Origin of the sequence: Pseudoalteromonas maris (assembly GCF_049257235.1) — a bacterium.
GTDB lineage: Bacteria > Pseudomonadota > Gammaproteobacteria > Enterobacterales > Alteromonadaceae > Pseudoalteromonas.
Genome location: NZ_JBMMUF010000004.1, coordinates 18,135 through 33,303, shown reverse-complemented (window position 1 = coordinate 33,303; position 15,169 = coordinate 18,135). Strand labels below are relative to the sequence as shown.

15 protein-coding genes and 1 riboswitch are annotated in these 15,169 nt (G+C 45.8%); of the genes, 10 read left to right on the top strand and 5 right to left on the bottom strand.

What is annotated here, in order from left to right; translation table 11 throughout:
• The first annotated feature begins 230 nt into the window (after positions 1-230).
• The gene (locus AAEU32_RS07065; RefSeq protein ID WP_421969830.1) at positions 231-1,103 is read left to right on the top strand and encodes a TraB/GumN family protein; all 873 of its coding nucleotides are present in this window, start codon (positions 231-233) and stop codon (positions 1,101-1,103) included.
• 8 nt (positions 1,104-1,111) lie between these two features.
• On the opposite strand, the gene AAEU32_RS07060 is transcribed toward AAEU32_RS07065, so the two are convergent.
• On the bottom strand, positions 1,112-2,812 hold the full coding sequence (locus AAEU32_RS07060) for a response regulator (RefSeq protein WP_421969829.1): 1,701 nt from the start codon (positions 2,810-2,812) through the stop codon (positions 1,112-1,114).
• A 146-nt stretch (positions 2,813-2,958) separates the two neighbouring features.
• A riboswitch (Lysine riboswitch) is annotated at positions 2,959-3,151 on the top strand.
• A 134-nt stretch (positions 3,152-3,285) separates the two neighbouring features.
• Between AAEU32_RS07060 and dapA the strand changes: the two genes are divergently transcribed.
• From dapA to AAEU32_RS07035, 5 genes are all read left to right on the top strand, one after another.
• Positions 3,286-4,182, top strand: a complete 897-nt coding sequence (gene dapA / locus AAEU32_RS07055; RefSeq protein WP_421970091.1) for a 4-hydroxy-tetrahydrodipicolinate synthase — start codon at positions 3,286-3,288, stop codon at positions 4,180-4,182.
• An 8-nt stretch (positions 4,183-4,190) separates the two neighbouring features.
• On the top strand, positions 4,191-4,931 hold the full coding sequence (locus AAEU32_RS07050; protein WP_421969828.1) for a 2,3,4,5-tetrahydropyridine-2,6-dicarboxylate N-succinyltransferase: 741 nt from the start codon (positions 4,191-4,193) through the stop codon (positions 4,929-4,931).
• The gene (locus tag AAEU32_RS07045; RefSeq protein WP_421969827.1) at positions 4,931-6,136 is read left to right on the top strand and encodes a PLP-dependent decarboxylase; all 1,206 of its coding nucleotides are present in this window, start codon (positions 4,931-4,933) and stop codon (positions 6,134-6,136) included. Before AAEU32_RS07050 ends, AAEU32_RS07045 begins: the two co-directional genes overlap by 1 nt.
• A 5-nt stretch (positions 6,137-6,141) precedes the next feature.
• Positions 6,142-7,254, top strand: coding sequence for a succinylglutamate desuccinylase/aspartoacylase family protein (locus AAEU32_RS07040; protein ID WP_421969826.1), 1,113 nt, complete (start codon positions 6,142-6,144; stop codon positions 7,252-7,254).
• Between the two features lie 151 nt (positions 7,255-7,405).
• Entirely contained in the window at positions 7,406-8,440 is a 1,035-nt protein-coding gene (locus AAEU32_RS07035; protein WP_421969825.1) for a phospholipase A, read from the top strand.
• 112 nt (positions 8,441-8,552) lie between these two features.
• Here AAEU32_RS07035 and AAEU32_RS07030 read toward each other — a convergent pair whose 3' ends face one another.
• Complete coding sequence (locus AAEU32_RS07030; RefSeq protein WP_421969824.1) at positions 8,553-9,449, bottom strand: bifunctional GNAT family N-acetyltransferase/hotdog fold thioesterase; 897 nt, start codon at positions 9,447-9,449, stop codon at positions 8,553-8,555.
• Between the two features lie 138 nt (positions 9,450-9,587).
• Here AAEU32_RS07030 and AAEU32_RS07025 point away from each other — a divergent pair, with 138 nt between their 5' ends.
• The gene (locus AAEU32_RS07025; RefSeq protein ID WP_421969823.1) at positions 9,588-10,277 is read left to right on the top strand and encodes a spermidine synthase; all 690 of its coding nucleotides are present in this window, start codon (positions 9,588-9,590) and stop codon (positions 10,275-10,277) included.
• Here AAEU32_RS07025 and dtd read toward each other — a convergent pair.
• Genes dtd through AAEU32_RS07010 form a run of 3 tightly spaced genes read right to left on the bottom strand, consistent with a single transcriptional unit; the run spans position 10,274 to position 12,512 of the window.
• Complete coding sequence (gene dtd / locus AAEU32_RS07020) at positions 10,274-10,711, bottom strand: D-aminoacyl-tRNA deacylase (protein ID WP_421969822.1); 438 nt, start codon at positions 10,709-10,711, stop codon at positions 10,274-10,276. The two genes, AAEU32_RS07025 and dtd, sit on opposite strands and share 4 nt — an antisense overlap.
• The gene (locus AAEU32_RS07015) at positions 10,699-11,652 is read right to left on the bottom strand and encodes an alpha/beta fold hydrolase (RefSeq protein ID WP_421969821.1); all 954 of its coding nucleotides are present in this window, start codon (positions 11,650-11,652) and stop codon (positions 10,699-10,701) included. Before AAEU32_RS07015 ends, dtd begins: the two co-directional genes overlap by 13 nt.
• Before the next feature lie 2 nt (positions 11,653-11,654).
• Positions 11,655-12,512 carry a virulence factor BrkB family protein gene (locus tag AAEU32_RS07010; RefSeq protein WP_421970090.1) on the bottom strand — a complete coding sequence of 286 codons (858 nt, stop codon included), beginning with the start codon at positions 12,510-12,512 and terminating at the stop codon, positions 11,655-11,657.
• A 116-nt stretch (positions 12,513-12,628) separates the two neighbouring features.
• Here AAEU32_RS07010 and AAEU32_RS07005 point away from each other — a divergent pair, with 116 nt between their 5' ends.
• From AAEU32_RS07005 to AAEU32_RS06995, 3 genes are all read left to right on the top strand, one after another.
• Positions 12,629-13,273, top strand: coding sequence for a DUF2959 domain-containing protein (locus AAEU32_RS07005; protein WP_421969820.1), 645 nt, complete (start codon positions 12,629-12,631; stop codon positions 13,271-13,273).
• A gap of 155 nt (positions 13,274-13,428) precedes the next feature.
• Positions 13,429-13,872, top strand: a complete 444-nt coding sequence (locus tag AAEU32_RS07000) for an Rrf2 family transcriptional regulator (protein ID WP_421969819.1) — start codon at positions 13,429-13,431, stop codon at positions 13,870-13,872.
• A gap of 36 nt (positions 13,873-13,908) precedes the next feature.
• Positions 13,909-15,123 (top strand): NnrS family protein, encoded by a 1,215-nt coding sequence (locus AAEU32_RS06995; protein WP_421969818.1) that lies wholly within the window; start codon positions 13,909-13,911, stop codon positions 15,121-15,123.
• Positions 15,124-15,169: the final 46 nt, after the last annotated feature.

The window sequence follows — 15,169 nt, the reverse complement described above, 5'->3', positions numbered from 1 at the left end:
AACAACAAAAACAATGCGCATTTATGAGTAACAAAAACAATTTAAGCATTAAAAAACCGTCATTGGGTTATTTTGAGAAAAACATCACCTCACCATGCCATTCAACAACCTAACTTATCCTTAATGTGATTACCCACTAGCTGATTAATTTTTAATAATTATTTGTGGGTAATTAGGCATGGTCCAATAACTCGAGTACACTCGCTCAAGGAAGGTATAAGGATGACACTATGAGAAAAATAATTTTACTGTGGCTTTGTGCTCTCGCACTCTTCGCATTGCCGGCTTTCGCACAGCTTACTCCGGCGTTGTGGAAAATTGAAAAGCAAGGAATGACGTCGTATTTGCTCGGCACAGTGCACGTAGGTGATAAAAGCATGGAGGTATTACCGAGCACTATTGAGAATGCGATCAAAAATAGTGATTCTGTAGTGGTTGAAGTTAACTTGGAGGCTCTCTCTGCCTTACAAATTCAACAACGTTCACTTCCCTATTTACGCCTACCTCAAGGTCGCACGCTTGATTCTGAACTCACCACTCAAAGTTATAAAATGTTGAGTGATTACTTTGGTGATAAAAACATTAACATCACACTGTTTTCATCATTAAAACCATGGGCAGTATTACTGACCATGATGCAACTTGAAATTCAAAATGCCGGTTTTGTTGAACACTACGGCATCGACAAGCAAGTTGTATTAGCAGCCCAGAAGCTAAACAAGCCTGTTTTAGAGTTAGAAACGCTAGAGCAGCAGATGGAAATTTTCACCGCTTTGGAAGGGCATGCAGATCAAATGGTCGCCGATACTTTCAGGCAGCTCAAAGAGTTAGATGGTTATTTTGAGCATATGGTCGAGGCTTGGAAAACGGGAGACACTGAGGTACTTATCAATATTTACGATGAGTCTTTCGACGATTCCCCATTCGGCAAGCTCAATGAGCAGGTGTTGCTGATTGAACGCAACAAAAGATGGATTGAGAGCTTAGCGCAGCCGCTGAGCGAAGAGTCTTTGTTCATTGCTGTTGGTGCGTTGCATCTGTTTAAAGACAATGGCTTAATCGCCTTGTTAGAACAACAAGGTTTTGTTGTAACGCGACTTTAGGGCGTGACTCACTCAGATTCTTGAGCAAGCTGCACTTCGACAAGTGCGGCTTTTATTTTTTCTATACTGACCGGTTTGTGCACTACCAAATTTGCCCCTGCAATAAGGCCTTGCTTGATCCGGCGCTCATCTTGGCTTGCGGTCACTAGCAAAATGGGGCCATCAAAGTTGTATGTGGTGCGAATGTGTGAGGTTGCTTCTATACCATCCATATTGGGCATGTTGATGTCCATAAAAATACAATCATATTCACCGCTCTTTACTCTTTCTACGGCCGCTTCACCGTCTTGCGCAACATCCACTTCAAAGTCAAAAATTTTAACCATGTTACTGATTACCAACACGTTAATCGTATTATCATCGACCACCAATGCCTTTCTTGTTTGCGACTTCGACCCTATTTTGGTCTCTGGTACAGATTCGCTAGCTGGCCAAATTAATTGCGCCAAAGTGCCTGACTTTAAGTGCTCAAAATGCAGTTCTCCTTTGGCGATATGGGTCAGTGCAAAGGCCAAAGGTAAGCCCATTTTTATCCCTTTAAAATTGTGCACTTTATCGGTGTCGTAGTACAAAGCATTATGCTGGATGGCTGCTAATTCTTGCGCTTTGATCCCCTCTCCTTGATCACGAATATCGACTCGAATATTTTGATCGTACGGTTGATATTCAACCACCACCAACACATCCCCATGGGTATGTTTCAACGCATTAGACACCAATTGATTCAACACCTGAATAAAGCGCACATGATCTGTTCTTACACGCAAATGAGCCATCTTTTGGGACTCCACTTGCACCTTTAGCCTTTGTTTAAATTCAGGGTTTAATTGTAATGGTGCGATCACCGCATTTATGGAGTTATTGAGCTCGTTACTCGATTCTTCAAATTTAAGTTTGCCCTCTTGCAGCTGTTGCATGTCCAGCATTTCTTGAACCACTGACTGCAAGTTGAGAGCGCAGTGGGACACTGACTTGATATCTGATTTACTCACCTTGTCAGGCTCAGCTAACAACCCAGTGATACCATTGATTGGTGTCATCAACTCATGACTCACATTAGCAAGAAAGTCACTTTTTATTCTACTCGCTCTAACCGCTGTCATGCGCTGCTTGCGCAGTATTACCAGCATCCTATTAATACGCACTAGCAAGGGTTTAAAAATCAAAAACCACTCACAACAAACGGTGATAAACGCTATCAATGCCAACAACGGCAAGATGCGCTGCATCTGCGCTATTTTACTTTGTGAACTGTGCTCCATTGCGCTCACAACTGCGTCTAATTTCTCTAGAAAATGCAGTAAATTAGTTCCTGAAAACAGGGTTAAATCTGAACTTTCAAGCGCCAGTCTCGCGAATTTTCTAACTTGTAAATCCAGGTTATTGCCTGCGTATAAAAGCACCTCACCACGGTTATGAGTCACCATGTCACTATTAAGCAAAAATTGATGATTGGCAATAAATGTGGCTACAGATTGCTCGAGCTGTTCTCTATCGAAGTCATTGGGTTGATAGACAAGCGCATGCTTATGCATGGATATTTTTTGCGATAGCATCCTTTGCATACCCGCAACATTAATAATTTTTGCATCACTTTCCTGCATTTTAGAGACATAAAACACAAAAGACACTGATAAGGAAACGACCAATATCAGCGCGATAGCGGCAAAAATGTAGCGCACTCTAAAGTGCTTGGTAATGTTATGCATTCCCGATCCTGTCATGGTGCTCAACTCTAAGCCTTGCACAAAATATCCAATTGTAAAATTTGTTAGGCAGATATCATTGACACCAGGGGCACGAAAGTGGTTGAATAAAAAAGCACCCTATTCAGTCAGCCATCCAGATGGCTGCAAGGGCTAGAAGAGGTGCGTCATTCAGGTAATTATGATGAGGAGAGCAAGCTCCAGCGATTCATAATGAGGGGAATGTACGCCGAGAGGTGAGTTGATTTTGCTTAACACTCCCTCGGGCGCTCGGGTTGAATCCCAGCGACTGTCACCAATAGCACATACATGCTATGAATTTGGTGGAGAGCTTCTGGTCTTAGAATAACAGGCCACAGGCTCTGTTATTGTATAAGTCCATTCGCTCTTCGAATTTAACCTGTTCGAATCAGCGGATGTGGCGAGAAATCACCACTCTTTTATCGCTATTCGAACTCGCACTAAGTTCGGATGAGATGACAACTACTCACTCGTTAACAGATATTGTACTGTGGACTGCGCTCATTACTCCTATGCAGGAGGATGGCAGCGTTGACTTCAACAGCTTGACTCGCTTAGCTCATGAGCAACAAAACGCGGGCAATGGTTTACTTATTTTAGGCTCAACCGGCGAAGCACTTGCGCTGAGCATTGACGATCAAAAGGCGGTGGTAGAACACATCTGCGCCCTGGCATTAGATGTGCCTATCATGGTTGGCGTAGGTGGGTGTAACCTTGCCCAGCAGCGCCAATGGATTGCCTTTTGTAACGAGCAAGCAATCGACGCATATCTGCTAGGAGCCCCGCTATACGCTAAACCGGGCCCTCGCGGACAACACCAATGGTTTAACGCTTTGCTCGATGAGAGCCGCTTCCCTTGCATGCTTTACAACGTCCCTAAACGCGCGGCTGTAAGCCTTGCTCCTGAGGTGCTGGCTCAACTACAAAGCCACCCAAACTGTTGGGCCCTAAAAGAAGCCAGTGGCGATATCGACAGCTTCGAACAATATCGTACCGCTGCGCCAGAGTTGGCTATTTTCAGTGGTGATGACGCGCTGATACCGTATTACGGGCAAGCTGGAGCAGCAGGTTTGGTGTCAGTTGCAGCCAATGTCTGGCCACAGGCAACCAACCGCTTTGTGCAGTTAAGTCTGCAAGGTCAAAGCCATAACGCATTTATGTATTGGCGAGACGCAGTTGCGGCACTGTTCCATGTGAGCAATCCAATTCCAAGCAAATGCTTACTGCATGCATTGCGCCGCATTAGCACCCCCACTCTTCGTGCACCATTAACGCATCAAGAAATAGATGATATGCAACTACTTCTGCGCGCACACGATTCCATTACATCTTGGCATTCAACACAGGTTTAACATTTCCCATGAGCTGGTTAGAACTACTTAATAATTTAGAAACTGGCGCTGTACGCGCTGCAACACAAGACGAACAAGGCCAATGGCACGCTAACGTAGAAGTTAAGCAAGGCATCTTAGAGGCGTTTAAGAACGGCACTAACACCGAATTTAACGGAGGCTTTGTTGATAAAGACAACCTAGCTCCTCGTGGCTTTAGCGCGCTTGATAACGTGCGCATGGTGCCGGGCGGCACATCGGTACGCCGCGGTGCTCACGTGGCATCAGGCACCATCATCATGCCCCCTGCCTATGTAAACATTGGCGCATTTGTTGATACAGGCACTATGGTTGATAGCCATGTACTTGTGGGCTCATGTGCACAAGTAGGTAAAAATGTTCATCTAAGCGCCGCAGTGCAACTCGGTGGGGTACTTGAACCTATCGGTGCGAACCCTGTTGTAATCGAAGATGACGCGTTTATCGGTGCTGGCTGCATCATTGTAGAAGGCGTCGTAGTGAAAAAAGGCGCGGTGTTAGCACCGGGCGTACGCCTTAGCGCAACAATTCCGGTGTATGACTGCGTTAATGAGCGTCAGTTAGACAAAGGTGAACCCATTCCTGAATATGCAATTGTCATCCCAGGCTCTCGCCCAAGCTCAAGCGCATGGGGCCGTGAACAAGGCTTATCGATGAGCTGCGCACTTATCGTTAAATACCGTGACGAGCAAAGTGATGCATCGTTAGAGCTTGAAGAGGTATTACGCTAATGCACATGGCGAGTACGCAGACCCTGTCGCATCTGCACACTGTTGCACAAGAGCAATTAGAACCATGCTTTGTGTACGATCTTGACGCACTACGAACACACCTCAATACCTTGATGGATCAAGATGTTGTTACCTTGTGGTATGCAGTTAAAGCAAATCCGCTTTCTGCAATTGTTCGTACGTTAGCTGAATGTGGTTTTCGCTTTGATGTTGCCAGTTCAGGTGAACTGCAACAAGTACTCGCCCAAGAAGTACCTGCCCAGCAGGTACTCAATACCGGCCCTGCAAAATCGCGCCGTCAAATAAAGCAGTTTATTGAGCTGGGTGTGCGTACTTTTGTCGCTGAAAGCCTCAATCAAGTTCGCTGGCTCAATGAAGCCGCGCTTGAGCATGATGTGCAGTTAAAGCTGCTTTTGCGTGTGCAGTTGCGCTGGCCCAAAGGTGAAAAAAACCCTCTGGGGGGCGATTCACTCACCCCGTTTGGACTTGATCCCCAACATTGGCATGGTCTGTACTTAGCGGACTACCCTGCGCTGCAATGCATTGGCGTGCACATTTTCCAATGGGGCAATATGCTCAGCGCCGACAAACTGCTCTCGCTTTGGCAGCAAATGTTGCCGCCGCTGCAAGCTCTTAGTGAAAAGCTTGGCTTTGCCATGCAAGTACTCGATTTAGGGGGCGGACTTGGCGTGCCTTACGACGAGCACAGTGAGCCATTAGCATGGCAAGATGTGTTAAATGCCCTTGCGCAAATTAAACAGCAAAGTGGTGTACAAGAGTTGTGGATGGAGCTAGGCCGTTACGCCGTGGCCGAATGCGGTTACTACCTTAATCCTGTTGTTGAACAAAAAGAGAATTATGGTGAGCAGCAACTCATTGTTAGTGGTGGCATCAACCATCTTTTGCGTCCTGCGGTTGCAGGACAGGCGTTCCCATGCCGGCTATTGCGTGAAAGCCATGCTCCATTGCAGGCTTTCAATATTCACGGCCCATTATGCACCGCTCTAGATAGTTTGGGCACACATAACTTACCGCTCGATATTAATGAAGATGATTGGCTGGTTTTCTCCCAAACGGGTGCTTACGGGTTTACCGAAAGCATGCCGTTTTTCCTTTGTCATCCGCTAGCGGCAGAGTACGTTATCGACAATGAGCAACTTCACCTACTACGTGAAAGCGCCTCACCAAGTAGTTATTTGAGGTAATCAACATGAATCATATCGAGCAGCAAAATATTCAAGTAGGTGAAATTGCCAATGGCTTGCCTCTGAGCATCCCTGTGTATCGACTTAAAGGCGATGGCAGCGGTAAAAGTGTTTATATTCAAGCCAACATGCACGGGGCTGAAGTGCAAGGTAATGCGGTGATCTATCAATTGTTAGAGCAATTGAAAATGCTGGATTTACGTGGTGATATTACCCTCGTGCCTTATGCCAACCCAATAGGCTGTAACCAGAAGTCAGGTGAATTCACACTCGGACGCTTTGACCCTATCACTGGGGTAAACTGGAACCGTCTCTATCACTTCAATACAGAGTTAGTAAGCGAGTTCGCTGAACGCAGCTCAAACCTCAGTGATGAGCAGCTGCGCCACGAGTTTAAGGCAGCTCTTGAGGCTGAGGTTGATACCCGTTTAAATGGCCCCGCGCACAAACTTGCAACAGGTAAACGCATTGCGTTAAATCTGCAAAAGCTGGCCCATCAAGCAGATATCGTGCTTGATTTACATACCGGCCCTATCTCCGCTAAACACTTGTATGCACCAGAATATGCCCGTGACAGCGCCCGATATTTTGATATCGAACATGTGTTGCTCATTCCTAATGAGTTTGATGGTGCGATGGATGAAGCGGCATTTTGCCCATGGTGGCAATTACAAGAACAACTTGCGCAGCAAGGTCGTGACTTTGCTGTGCCAGTAGAGGCATATACCGTGGAATTAGGCTCTCAGGAACGTATTGATTTAGACGATGCTCTCGAAGATGCGAATAGCATCCTCAGCTACCTTAATTATCAAGGCGTTTTCAAAGATGCCCATTACACCCCAAAGGTCATGCAGCGCCACGCCTGCTACTTAAAAGACTATGTCGCCTACTACGCACCAATGGGTGGCATGGTGCAGTACAAAGCGAAGTTAGGGGAGCATGTCAAAGCAGGGGATACCATCGCCCACATTCTGCGCATGGAACGCTATCTCAGTGAAGAGCCCTTACACCCTGTAAAATTCAACCAAGATGCCATTGCTATTTTGCACTTCGCCTCTGCAAGTGTGAATCAAGGTACAGAACTCTATAAATTCTTCACTAACACCTTTGATTTATAACTGATTGCGTGAGAGTCAGTGAGTCGTACTCACTGTTTATGGGCGGCCTAGCCGCCCTTTTTTCAGCCTAAATTCACTCAACTGCTGCTAAAAGTTGTGATCATCAGTATAATCGTTTGTACCCCAAACCTCTTTTAATCATTGAGATGCTATGAATTGGCGTTGTATTACCCTTGTGTTTGCTCTGAGTGCACCCGTGTGGGCTACCGAGACAGGAGCTGACCCCTCTGTAGAGCAAGATGAAATTGATATTGTTAAGCAGTGTATTTTAAATGAGGCTATTGCCGGTGATAGCACCCAAACTGTGGCGCAATTACGTGAAAAATGCACTCAGCTAAACAGTAATAAAAAGATCACGGCAATCGATAAGCGCAATGCGCGTGAGCGTGTAACAGAGCAAAACCGTAATGTGATCACCCCCCATAATCGCAATTACATTCTGCCAGTTAGCTACATCAAGCATCCTAATGAAGAACCTTTTGGCAACCTTGATACGCTTTCGGATGACAGTGATGGTGAAAACCTCGATAACTTTGAAATTAAATACCAGCTTTCTATCAAGGTGCCGGTATTCGACGGCTTTAGCGACCCTGATCAAGCGGTATATTTCGCGGTAACGCTGCAGTCCTATTGGCAGTTCTTTAACGACGATATTTCTTCGCCATTTCGGGAAACAAACTATGAACCTGAGATATTCTGGATAAATTATCTTGACGAAGAGAATGTCTGGTGGGGCGATGAACTTGCCGTCGCATTGGGTGTGTCGCACCAGTCTAATGGCCGCAGCCAACCTTATTCGCGCTCGTGGAATCGCATTTATGCCAATTTCATTTGGGAGCAGAACGGCTATGTATTCAGTTTCAAACCTTGGTATCGCATTCCCGAAGATGAAAAAGAAGATGAACTAGAGGCGAAAGGCGACGATAACCCTGATATTCATAAATATATGGGCTATTTTGAATTCACGGGCGTGCGTCGTTTTGGTGAGCACGAAGTGAGCTTTATGCTACGTAACAATTTAAATTCAGATAACCGTGGTGCCATTCAGCTCGATTGGTCTTTCCCTGTATGGGGTCGCCTACGTGGCTATGCCCAATACTTCAATGGTTATGGCGAAAGTATGATTGATTACAACCAAGATATTGAACGTTTTGGTGTAGGTATCCTACTTACCGATTTACTGTAAAAAGCGCTAATATCACAGAAAAAGCCAGCTTTATGCTGGCTTTTTGCTACAAGTACACACTTTGGTTATATCAATATGTATAAATATGTGCTCAGATTTATACTGATTAGTATTATTTGCTCACAACCACAAAGCGCCCTTCAAACTCTCCGACTAACTCATCGCCATCGAAAATACTTACGGGCACGGTATAGCTTGCTTTGCCATCACTTTCGAGTTTATCAAAACACCCTTCACATGCTGTTTGTGTAACGTGTGCTCTCGGCGCTGACTTAATGGGCTTCATGTACTTAATATTAGCGTTTGCCAGTACAATATCACCCTCTTTAGCGGCTTCACGCATTGCCAGATAAGTTGCTCCCCACCCTGCTAACGTAGCCATAGAGTAGACGGAGCCGGCAAACATGGTGTTATGCACGTTGATGTTAGCTTGAAGATCCGCCACTACACTGAACTCCCAGTCAGTATACGACTCCACCTTAATGCCCATATGATCGCTAATCGGGATAGACTCACGCCATGTATTTTGTAGCACTTGCGTCCAATCTGGATGGCGGAACCAACCTGGCTCGCTCGGACGCTGCTTTACCATGCGCCAGTGTTGAACATCACCAAAAGCAAGGTGTGCTTTTTCTTTGAGCTCGTAACCATGGCGCTTATAAAACTCCAGTGCACGCTCTCGGGCGAATAACACCAGTTCATCCGCATTTTGATTCCACGCGATTTTTTCAAGCTCGTGCAACAGACGACTACCAAGATGCTGGCCTCTATGCGCCTCTCCCACAGCCATATAACGCACTTGTGCTTGCTGCGAGTTATTGAAGTGCAAACGCGCAACCGCCAACACTTCACCTGCATTGTTCTTGATAAATCGATGTTCAGACTCTTGCTCTAAATCATCTTGCTCACTGCCTCGAGGCTGATCCCAAGGAGCTCTTAATACTTGCCAACGCAGTGCATAATAAGCTTGCCAATCATCACTGCTTTGCGGGGTTGTTACTTGGAACATACTGACTCCCTTTATTCTTTTTGCCCACCTTACAAGATTTCCCAGCGTGCGCAAATAACACCAAAGCACAACAGCTAATTTTACGTAAAAATATGTGCACAATTAGGCAATTTTCCACACCGTGTCTATGCTGTTGATATGGAAACAGTAATCGAGCACAGTGGCGCTGTATCCGAACACTTCGTTGCAGACTGCGCGAACATCGGACAACTTTTATATTGGCATCGCTTCGGCGGGAACAGTATTCAAGTACGCCAACATAAACAATTTCGCTGGCTACTGATAAATCAGACCCTTCAGTCTATTATCGAACGTAGCCGGCCTAATCACTTATTGTTTCCGCATTTACAAATATTTGCTCAGTATTGGCAAACACTTACACCACCTAAACGGGTGCTTGAACTCGGTTTGGGCGGTGGAGCCATTCGCAATTATTTGCATCATACTTACCCTGATACTGAACTGATCACGGTAGAGCGTAATGCCGATATTATTCATTGCTACAAACGTTACTTTGGCGGTCAGCACGATACTAGCTTGCGCAAAGGTGACGCTGAAGAAGCCCTAATAGAGTCCGGAAAATTCGACTGGATCATTGTGGACTTATTCAGTGAGCTCGACGCCCCCATGTTTTTATATAAACACAGCTTTTACGACAAAATTCGTCACGCACTGAATCATGATGGCCACATATTTATAAACTTCTTGGCTGAGCATGAGTCACAACTGCAACAGCTCACTCATATTCTTATCACCTGCTTTGGTAAAACACCGAACATCGTCGATGTTAAAGGCTATGCCAATCGCCTAGTGTTTATTTCACCTTAAACACTTAAGTTAAAGGTGACTGGGCCATCATTCACCAAACTCACTTGCATATCGGCTGCAAACTGCCCTGTTGCGACGCTCACCCCTGACTCTTTGGCCTTCATTACAAAGTATTCATATAAATGAGTGGCTTGCTCTGGAGTAGCCGCGCTTGAGAAACTCGGACGCATGCCCTTTTTGGTATCCGCAGCAAGAGTAAACTGTGACACCACCAGCAGCTCGGCTCCGATATCACGCAAACTTTGATTCATTTTTCCCTGTTCGTCGGTGAAAATGCGATAGTGAGTGACTTTATGTAGTAACTTCTCTGCGAGCAGTTCGTTATCTGCTTTTTCCACTCCCAAGAGTAATAAAATGCCTTTGCCAATTTCTCCCACAATCTCGCCATTAACTTCTACTTTAGCGTTACTTACTCGCTGTATTAACCCTTGCACTGGAGCCTCTTTAATTTCAGAAACATATGGTCGGTAGCCCGACACTGGGCTTGGCAATATACCTCATTAGCTAGCGAGTGACCAAGCCCGTCAACACTATCTAAATGGGCGTTGAGCTTAGTCGCCAACGCCTGTGCTCGAGCAAAAGCGCTCACTAAATCATGGCGACCATGTACCATCCAAATAGGGATATGTGTCAGCTTGTGAGCGTGACTCATCAGGTAATTATCTTCGATGAAAAACTGATGGTAAAAATAATGAACCTGTAATTGTGCGCGCTGCACACGTGAGGCAGTCGCCTTGAGTTTAAAATCAGTGGCCCGCTCTTGGCTCAGGATGTCTTCCCATGCGCACCACGTTTTTGCGGCGTCAATATTGGTCAGTTCATTGCCACAAAATAAGCGCTGACGGTAGCTCTCAATGAGCTCACTAACATTCAGTAGTTGCGGATTGAATTGCTGATATTGCTCGGGGTAAAACTGCGCACCAGCACCATTTCGACCTAAATACCAGTAACTGTCTTGAGCGCTAGCCAAAAATGTAGCCCACAGCATTAAGGCAGCAACCCGTTGTTGGTAACGCAAGGCGTAACATAGCACTAACGTAGCTCCGAAAGACTCGCCACACAGCACCCAGCGCTCAATACCCAGATGTGCTCTGATCGCCTCTAAATCGTGGATGAGTAAATCCAAGGTGTTGTTGTTACAACTATGTGGTGTGGAGTTACCACATCCTCGCTGACTGTAGAGTAAGATACGATAGTGCTGGGGATTGAAGTGGCCACATTCAAAGCGACTAAGCCCAGCACCTGGACCACCGTGACATATAATCACTGGCAGTCCGTCAGGGTTGCCATGCTCTTCGATTTCCAATTGATGACCTTGCCCTACCGCAAGATGGTACACCTTATTGGGGTGTGAAATTGGATAACTCAGAGACATAGTTACTCCTTGTTGGCGACCTCCTCTTTGACGATATCGTCAATGGGTGGCTTACTGACACTGATACATACGGTAAATTCGGCCCCTAACAGCACAACAATCCACGACAAATAAACCCACACAAATAGAATAGGAATTGTTGCTAAAGCACCGTAAATCACCTCATATGAAGGGAAATGGCTGATATATGCCGCAAACGCCTTCTTAGTTAACTCAAATAGCAAAGCTGCAAACACAGCCCCAGGCAGCGCCGCTTTTAACGGCACTCGTGTATTAGGCACTAAAGTATAGAGCATCAAAAAGCCGACTGTGGAAATCACATAGGGAAGCGTCTTCAGCACAAAGCCACTAAACCCTGGTATGCCCTCGTCGGCAAATGACACCAAGGTGACTATGTAGGAGGTGGCACCAATACTGAGTCCCAATAAAACAGGACCTAAACTCAACACCATCCAATAAATAGCAAAGGAGATTATGCCGGGGCGTTTTTGCTTAATCCGCCAAATACGATTGAGGGTCGCGTCGATATTACGGATCAAAAACAGCGCCACGACCGCTAGAAAGCTAACCCCCACAGCGGTCATCTTATTAGCATTGCCAGTGAATGCCCCGATATGCTCTTGTAGTACATCAGAGGACGTAGGCAACAGATTGGTAAACAAAAACTCTTCAATGGCAACACGGGTATCTTCAAAGCCCGGAAACGCTGAAAATATGGCGACACCCACAGCGATAAGAGGCACCAAAGACAGCAAGGTCACATAGGCAAGATAGCCTGCATTGACCGTGATATTATCTTCTGCACACCGAGTCACAAAGTAGCGCCACCAGCGCGGCTGCGACTTAAGCCAAATCATCATGGTGGTTTTTATTTTGCCACTATCCCACTTCATTACTAACTCAAAAATAAAAATCTTTTGCTTATCATAGCAATCAGCCACATAATTTACAGTATCAACTTTCGAGACAGGAAATCATGATGATTAAAAAGCTCACTCTGGCTGCGGTATTTATGTCGCTCACTGCGTGCCAATCTGCTTACTACTCGGCGATGGAATCAGTTGGCGTACATAAACGCGACATTTTGGTCGACCGCGTGGAAGAGACTAAAGAGTCACAAGAAGAATCTCAAGAAGAGTTTCAATCTGCACTTGAGCGCTTAAGCACCTTGATTAACTTTGATGGCGGTGACTTACAAGACGCCTATGAGCAACTCAATGACGATTACGAGTCAAGCCTCGCAGCAGCTGAGGATGTCACTTCTAACATCAACAAGGTTGAAGATGTGGCAGAAGCTCTATTTGAAGAATGGGCCGATGAGTTAGAAGAGTATCAAAGCGCTTCCTTAAAGCGTGAAAGTGCAAAAAAGCTGCGTGCAACACAACGTCAGTTTGATCAACTACTGCGCTCAATGCGCGCCAGTGAAGCGAAAATGCAGCCTGTTTTAGAGTCTTTACAAGACAATGTATTGTATTTGAAGCACAACCTTAACGCGCAAGCCATTGCTGCTATCAAGGGTGAATTTGCTAACCTGCAACGCGATATTAAAGTGCTGATTGATGACATGAATAGGTCAATCGCTGATTCCAACCGCTTTATCGAGCAGATGAATCAAGGCTAAATTGCTGACACACGTATTCTAGGGAGCTAAGGCTCCCTTTTTATTTGTTCTAAATCAATATGATAATAACTTAAAGCGTTTGTAGTTATTGCAGCATTTACTCCCACCCTATAAAGATGTATTTTATATACATCTTTATTTCATGATGTGTTGCTATGAATATTACCCGCTTTACCGATTACGCTTTGCGAGTCCTCATATACGCTGCGCTGCATCAAGGCAAATTGGTCACCATCAAGGATATTGCCAACCGCTACGACATTTCTAAAAACCATTTAATGAAAGTGGTGCAAGAGCTCAGTGCCAAAGGCTATCTAGATGCCATTCGCGGTAAAAACGGTGGCATTCGCCTAAGTCGGCCCGCAAACAGTATCAATCTTGGGGAAATTGTTCGCCTGAACGAGCAACATTCAACATTGGTGGAATGTTTTGGCGAAGATAATCACTGTGTGATCACTCCTGCTTGCCAGCTCAAAGGGATCCTCGCACAGGCTATGGAATGTTTTTTCGCTCATTTAGATGGTTTTACACTGGCGGATTTAATCAATGAGCAAGAACAGCCCGCGCTCATGCAGCTTTTGCACATACAGCAAAGCTAAGCGTCTGAATAGATTATAAAATAGGTAGAGGTGTGTATGGCAATATTACTCCCTAGTGGGCAAATAGCAGAGCCCAGTGAGCAAGCGCGTGGTTGGCCAATTATGCGCATGGCTTTTCGGCCATTATTTTGGCTAGGCGCATTATTTAGCGCGCTGAGCGTGCCAATATGGGCGCTGTCTTTTACTGGAAATTTGCCCTTCAACCCGCTTGGCGGAAGCTACTTTTGGCATGTACATGAAATGCTCTTTGGGTTCGCCGTTGCCATCATTACTGGCTTTTTGCTGACGGCAGTACAAACATGGAGTGGTGTTCCCAGCGTTAAAGGTAAACCGCTCGCGTTGCTTGTGGCGCTGTGGCTCAGTGCGCGACTATTACTTGCATTGCCAAGCACAATACCGAACGCAATTATTGTCACCCTCGACTTGGCTTATTTGCCGCTAGCAGCACTGTGTTTAAGCTTACCCATTATTAAGGCACGTTTGTGGCGCAATCTCTTCTTCGTCCCTATCTTGCTGGCGATGGCTTGCTTGAATGCTCTGATGTATGCAGCCAGATTTAACCACCTCGATATGAATTTCATTAGCATCAGCCATATTATGGTCATGATGATCACGTTAGTGATGGTGATTATGGGCGGGCGTGTGTTCCCTATGTTTACGGCCAACGGCACACAAACACCCCGCGTTACTAATATTTCATGGCTAGATAGAACCGCAATTATCAGTGTGCTCGCCTGCATTTTGCTGACGATTTCTCCCCAATCGTTAAACGATAACGTGACAGGCTGTGTATTTATCTTTGCTGGAGTCATTAACTTTATTCGCGCTGTTCGTTGGCGTATTTGGGTCACCTTTGGCTGTGCACTGGTGTGGCCGCTGCACGTGAGCTATTGGGCTATTTGTATCGGTTTGGTGTTACTCGGTTTATATTATCTGGCACTGCTCAGTTCAGTTTCAATGGCCTATCACGCGATAACCGTCGGCGGTATTGGCATGATGGTGCTGGCTATGATTTCAAGAGTATCGCTTGGGCATACTGGCCGTATGATAAAAGTCGGCCCGATGATGACAGTGGCATTCGCGATAATGCTTGTGACACTTGTTATACGCCTGCTAGCTCCTGCTTTGAGCGCGTATTATCAGACATTCATTATGGCTTCTGCGTTGTTGTGGAGTATAGCGTATGGCTGCTATGTGGTCCGCTACGCGGGTATTGTCTTTCGCCCAAGAATTGACGGTAGAGACGGTTAAGGTCACGCACAAAAAAGCCCGCTTGATAGCGGGCTTTTTGTCATTC

What these genes read in the sequence shown, in the direction of transcription:
- AAEU32_RS07065 (WP_421969830.1), top strand. Translation starts at nt 231, where the DNA reads ATGAGAAAAATAATTTTACTGTGGCTTTGTGCTCTCGCACTCTTCGCA.
- AAEU32_RS07060 (WP_421969829.1), bottom strand. Translation starts at nt 2,812, where the DNA reads ATGCATAACATTACCAAGCACTTTAGAGTGCGCTACATTTTTGCCGCT.
- dapA (WP_421970091.1), top strand. Translation starts at nt 3,286, where the DNA reads ATGACAACTACTCACTCGTTAACAGATATTGTACTGTGGACTGCGCTC.
- AAEU32_RS07050 (WP_421969828.1), top strand. Translation starts at nt 4,191, where the DNA reads ATGAGCTGGTTAGAACTACTTAATAATTTAGAAACTGGCGCTGTACGC.
- AAEU32_RS07045 (WP_421969827.1), top strand. Translation starts at nt 4,931, where the DNA reads ATGCACATGGCGAGTACGCAGACCCTGTCGCATCTGCACACTGTTGCA.
- AAEU32_RS07040 (WP_421969826.1), top strand. Translation starts at nt 6,142, where the DNA reads ATGAATCATATCGAGCAGCAAAATATTCAAGTAGGTGAAATTGCCAAT.
- AAEU32_RS07035 (WP_421969825.1), top strand. Translation starts at nt 7,406, where the DNA reads ATGAATTGGCGTTGTATTACCCTTGTGTTTGCTCTGAGTGCACCCGTG.
- AAEU32_RS07030 (WP_421969824.1), bottom strand. Translation starts at nt 9,449, where the DNA reads ATGTTCCAAGTAACAACCCCGCAAAGCAGTGATGATTGGCAAGCTTAT.
- AAEU32_RS07025 (WP_421969823.1), top strand. Translation starts at nt 9,588, where the DNA reads ATGGAAACAGTAATCGAGCACAGTGGCGCTGTATCCGAACACTTCGTT.
- AAEU32_RS07015 (WP_421969821.1), bottom strand. Translation starts at nt 11,652, where the DNA reads ATGTCTCTGAGTTATCCAATTTCACACCCCAATAAGGTGTACCATCTT.
- AAEU32_RS07010 (WP_421970090.1), bottom strand. Translation starts at nt 12,512, where the DNA reads ATGATGATTTGGCTTAAGTCGCAGCCGCGCTGGTGGCGCTACTTTGTG.
- AAEU32_RS07005 (WP_421969820.1), top strand. Translation starts at nt 12,629, where the DNA reads ATGATGATTAAAAAGCTCACTCTGGCTGCGGTATTTATGTCGCTCACT.
- AAEU32_RS07000 (WP_421969819.1), top strand. Translation starts at nt 13,429, where the DNA reads ATGAATATTACCCGCTTTACCGATTACGCTTTGCGAGTCCTCATATAC.
- AAEU32_RS06995 (WP_421969818.1), top strand. Translation starts at nt 13,909, where the DNA reads ATGGCAATATTACTCCCTAGTGGGCAAATAGCAGAGCCCAGTGAGCAA.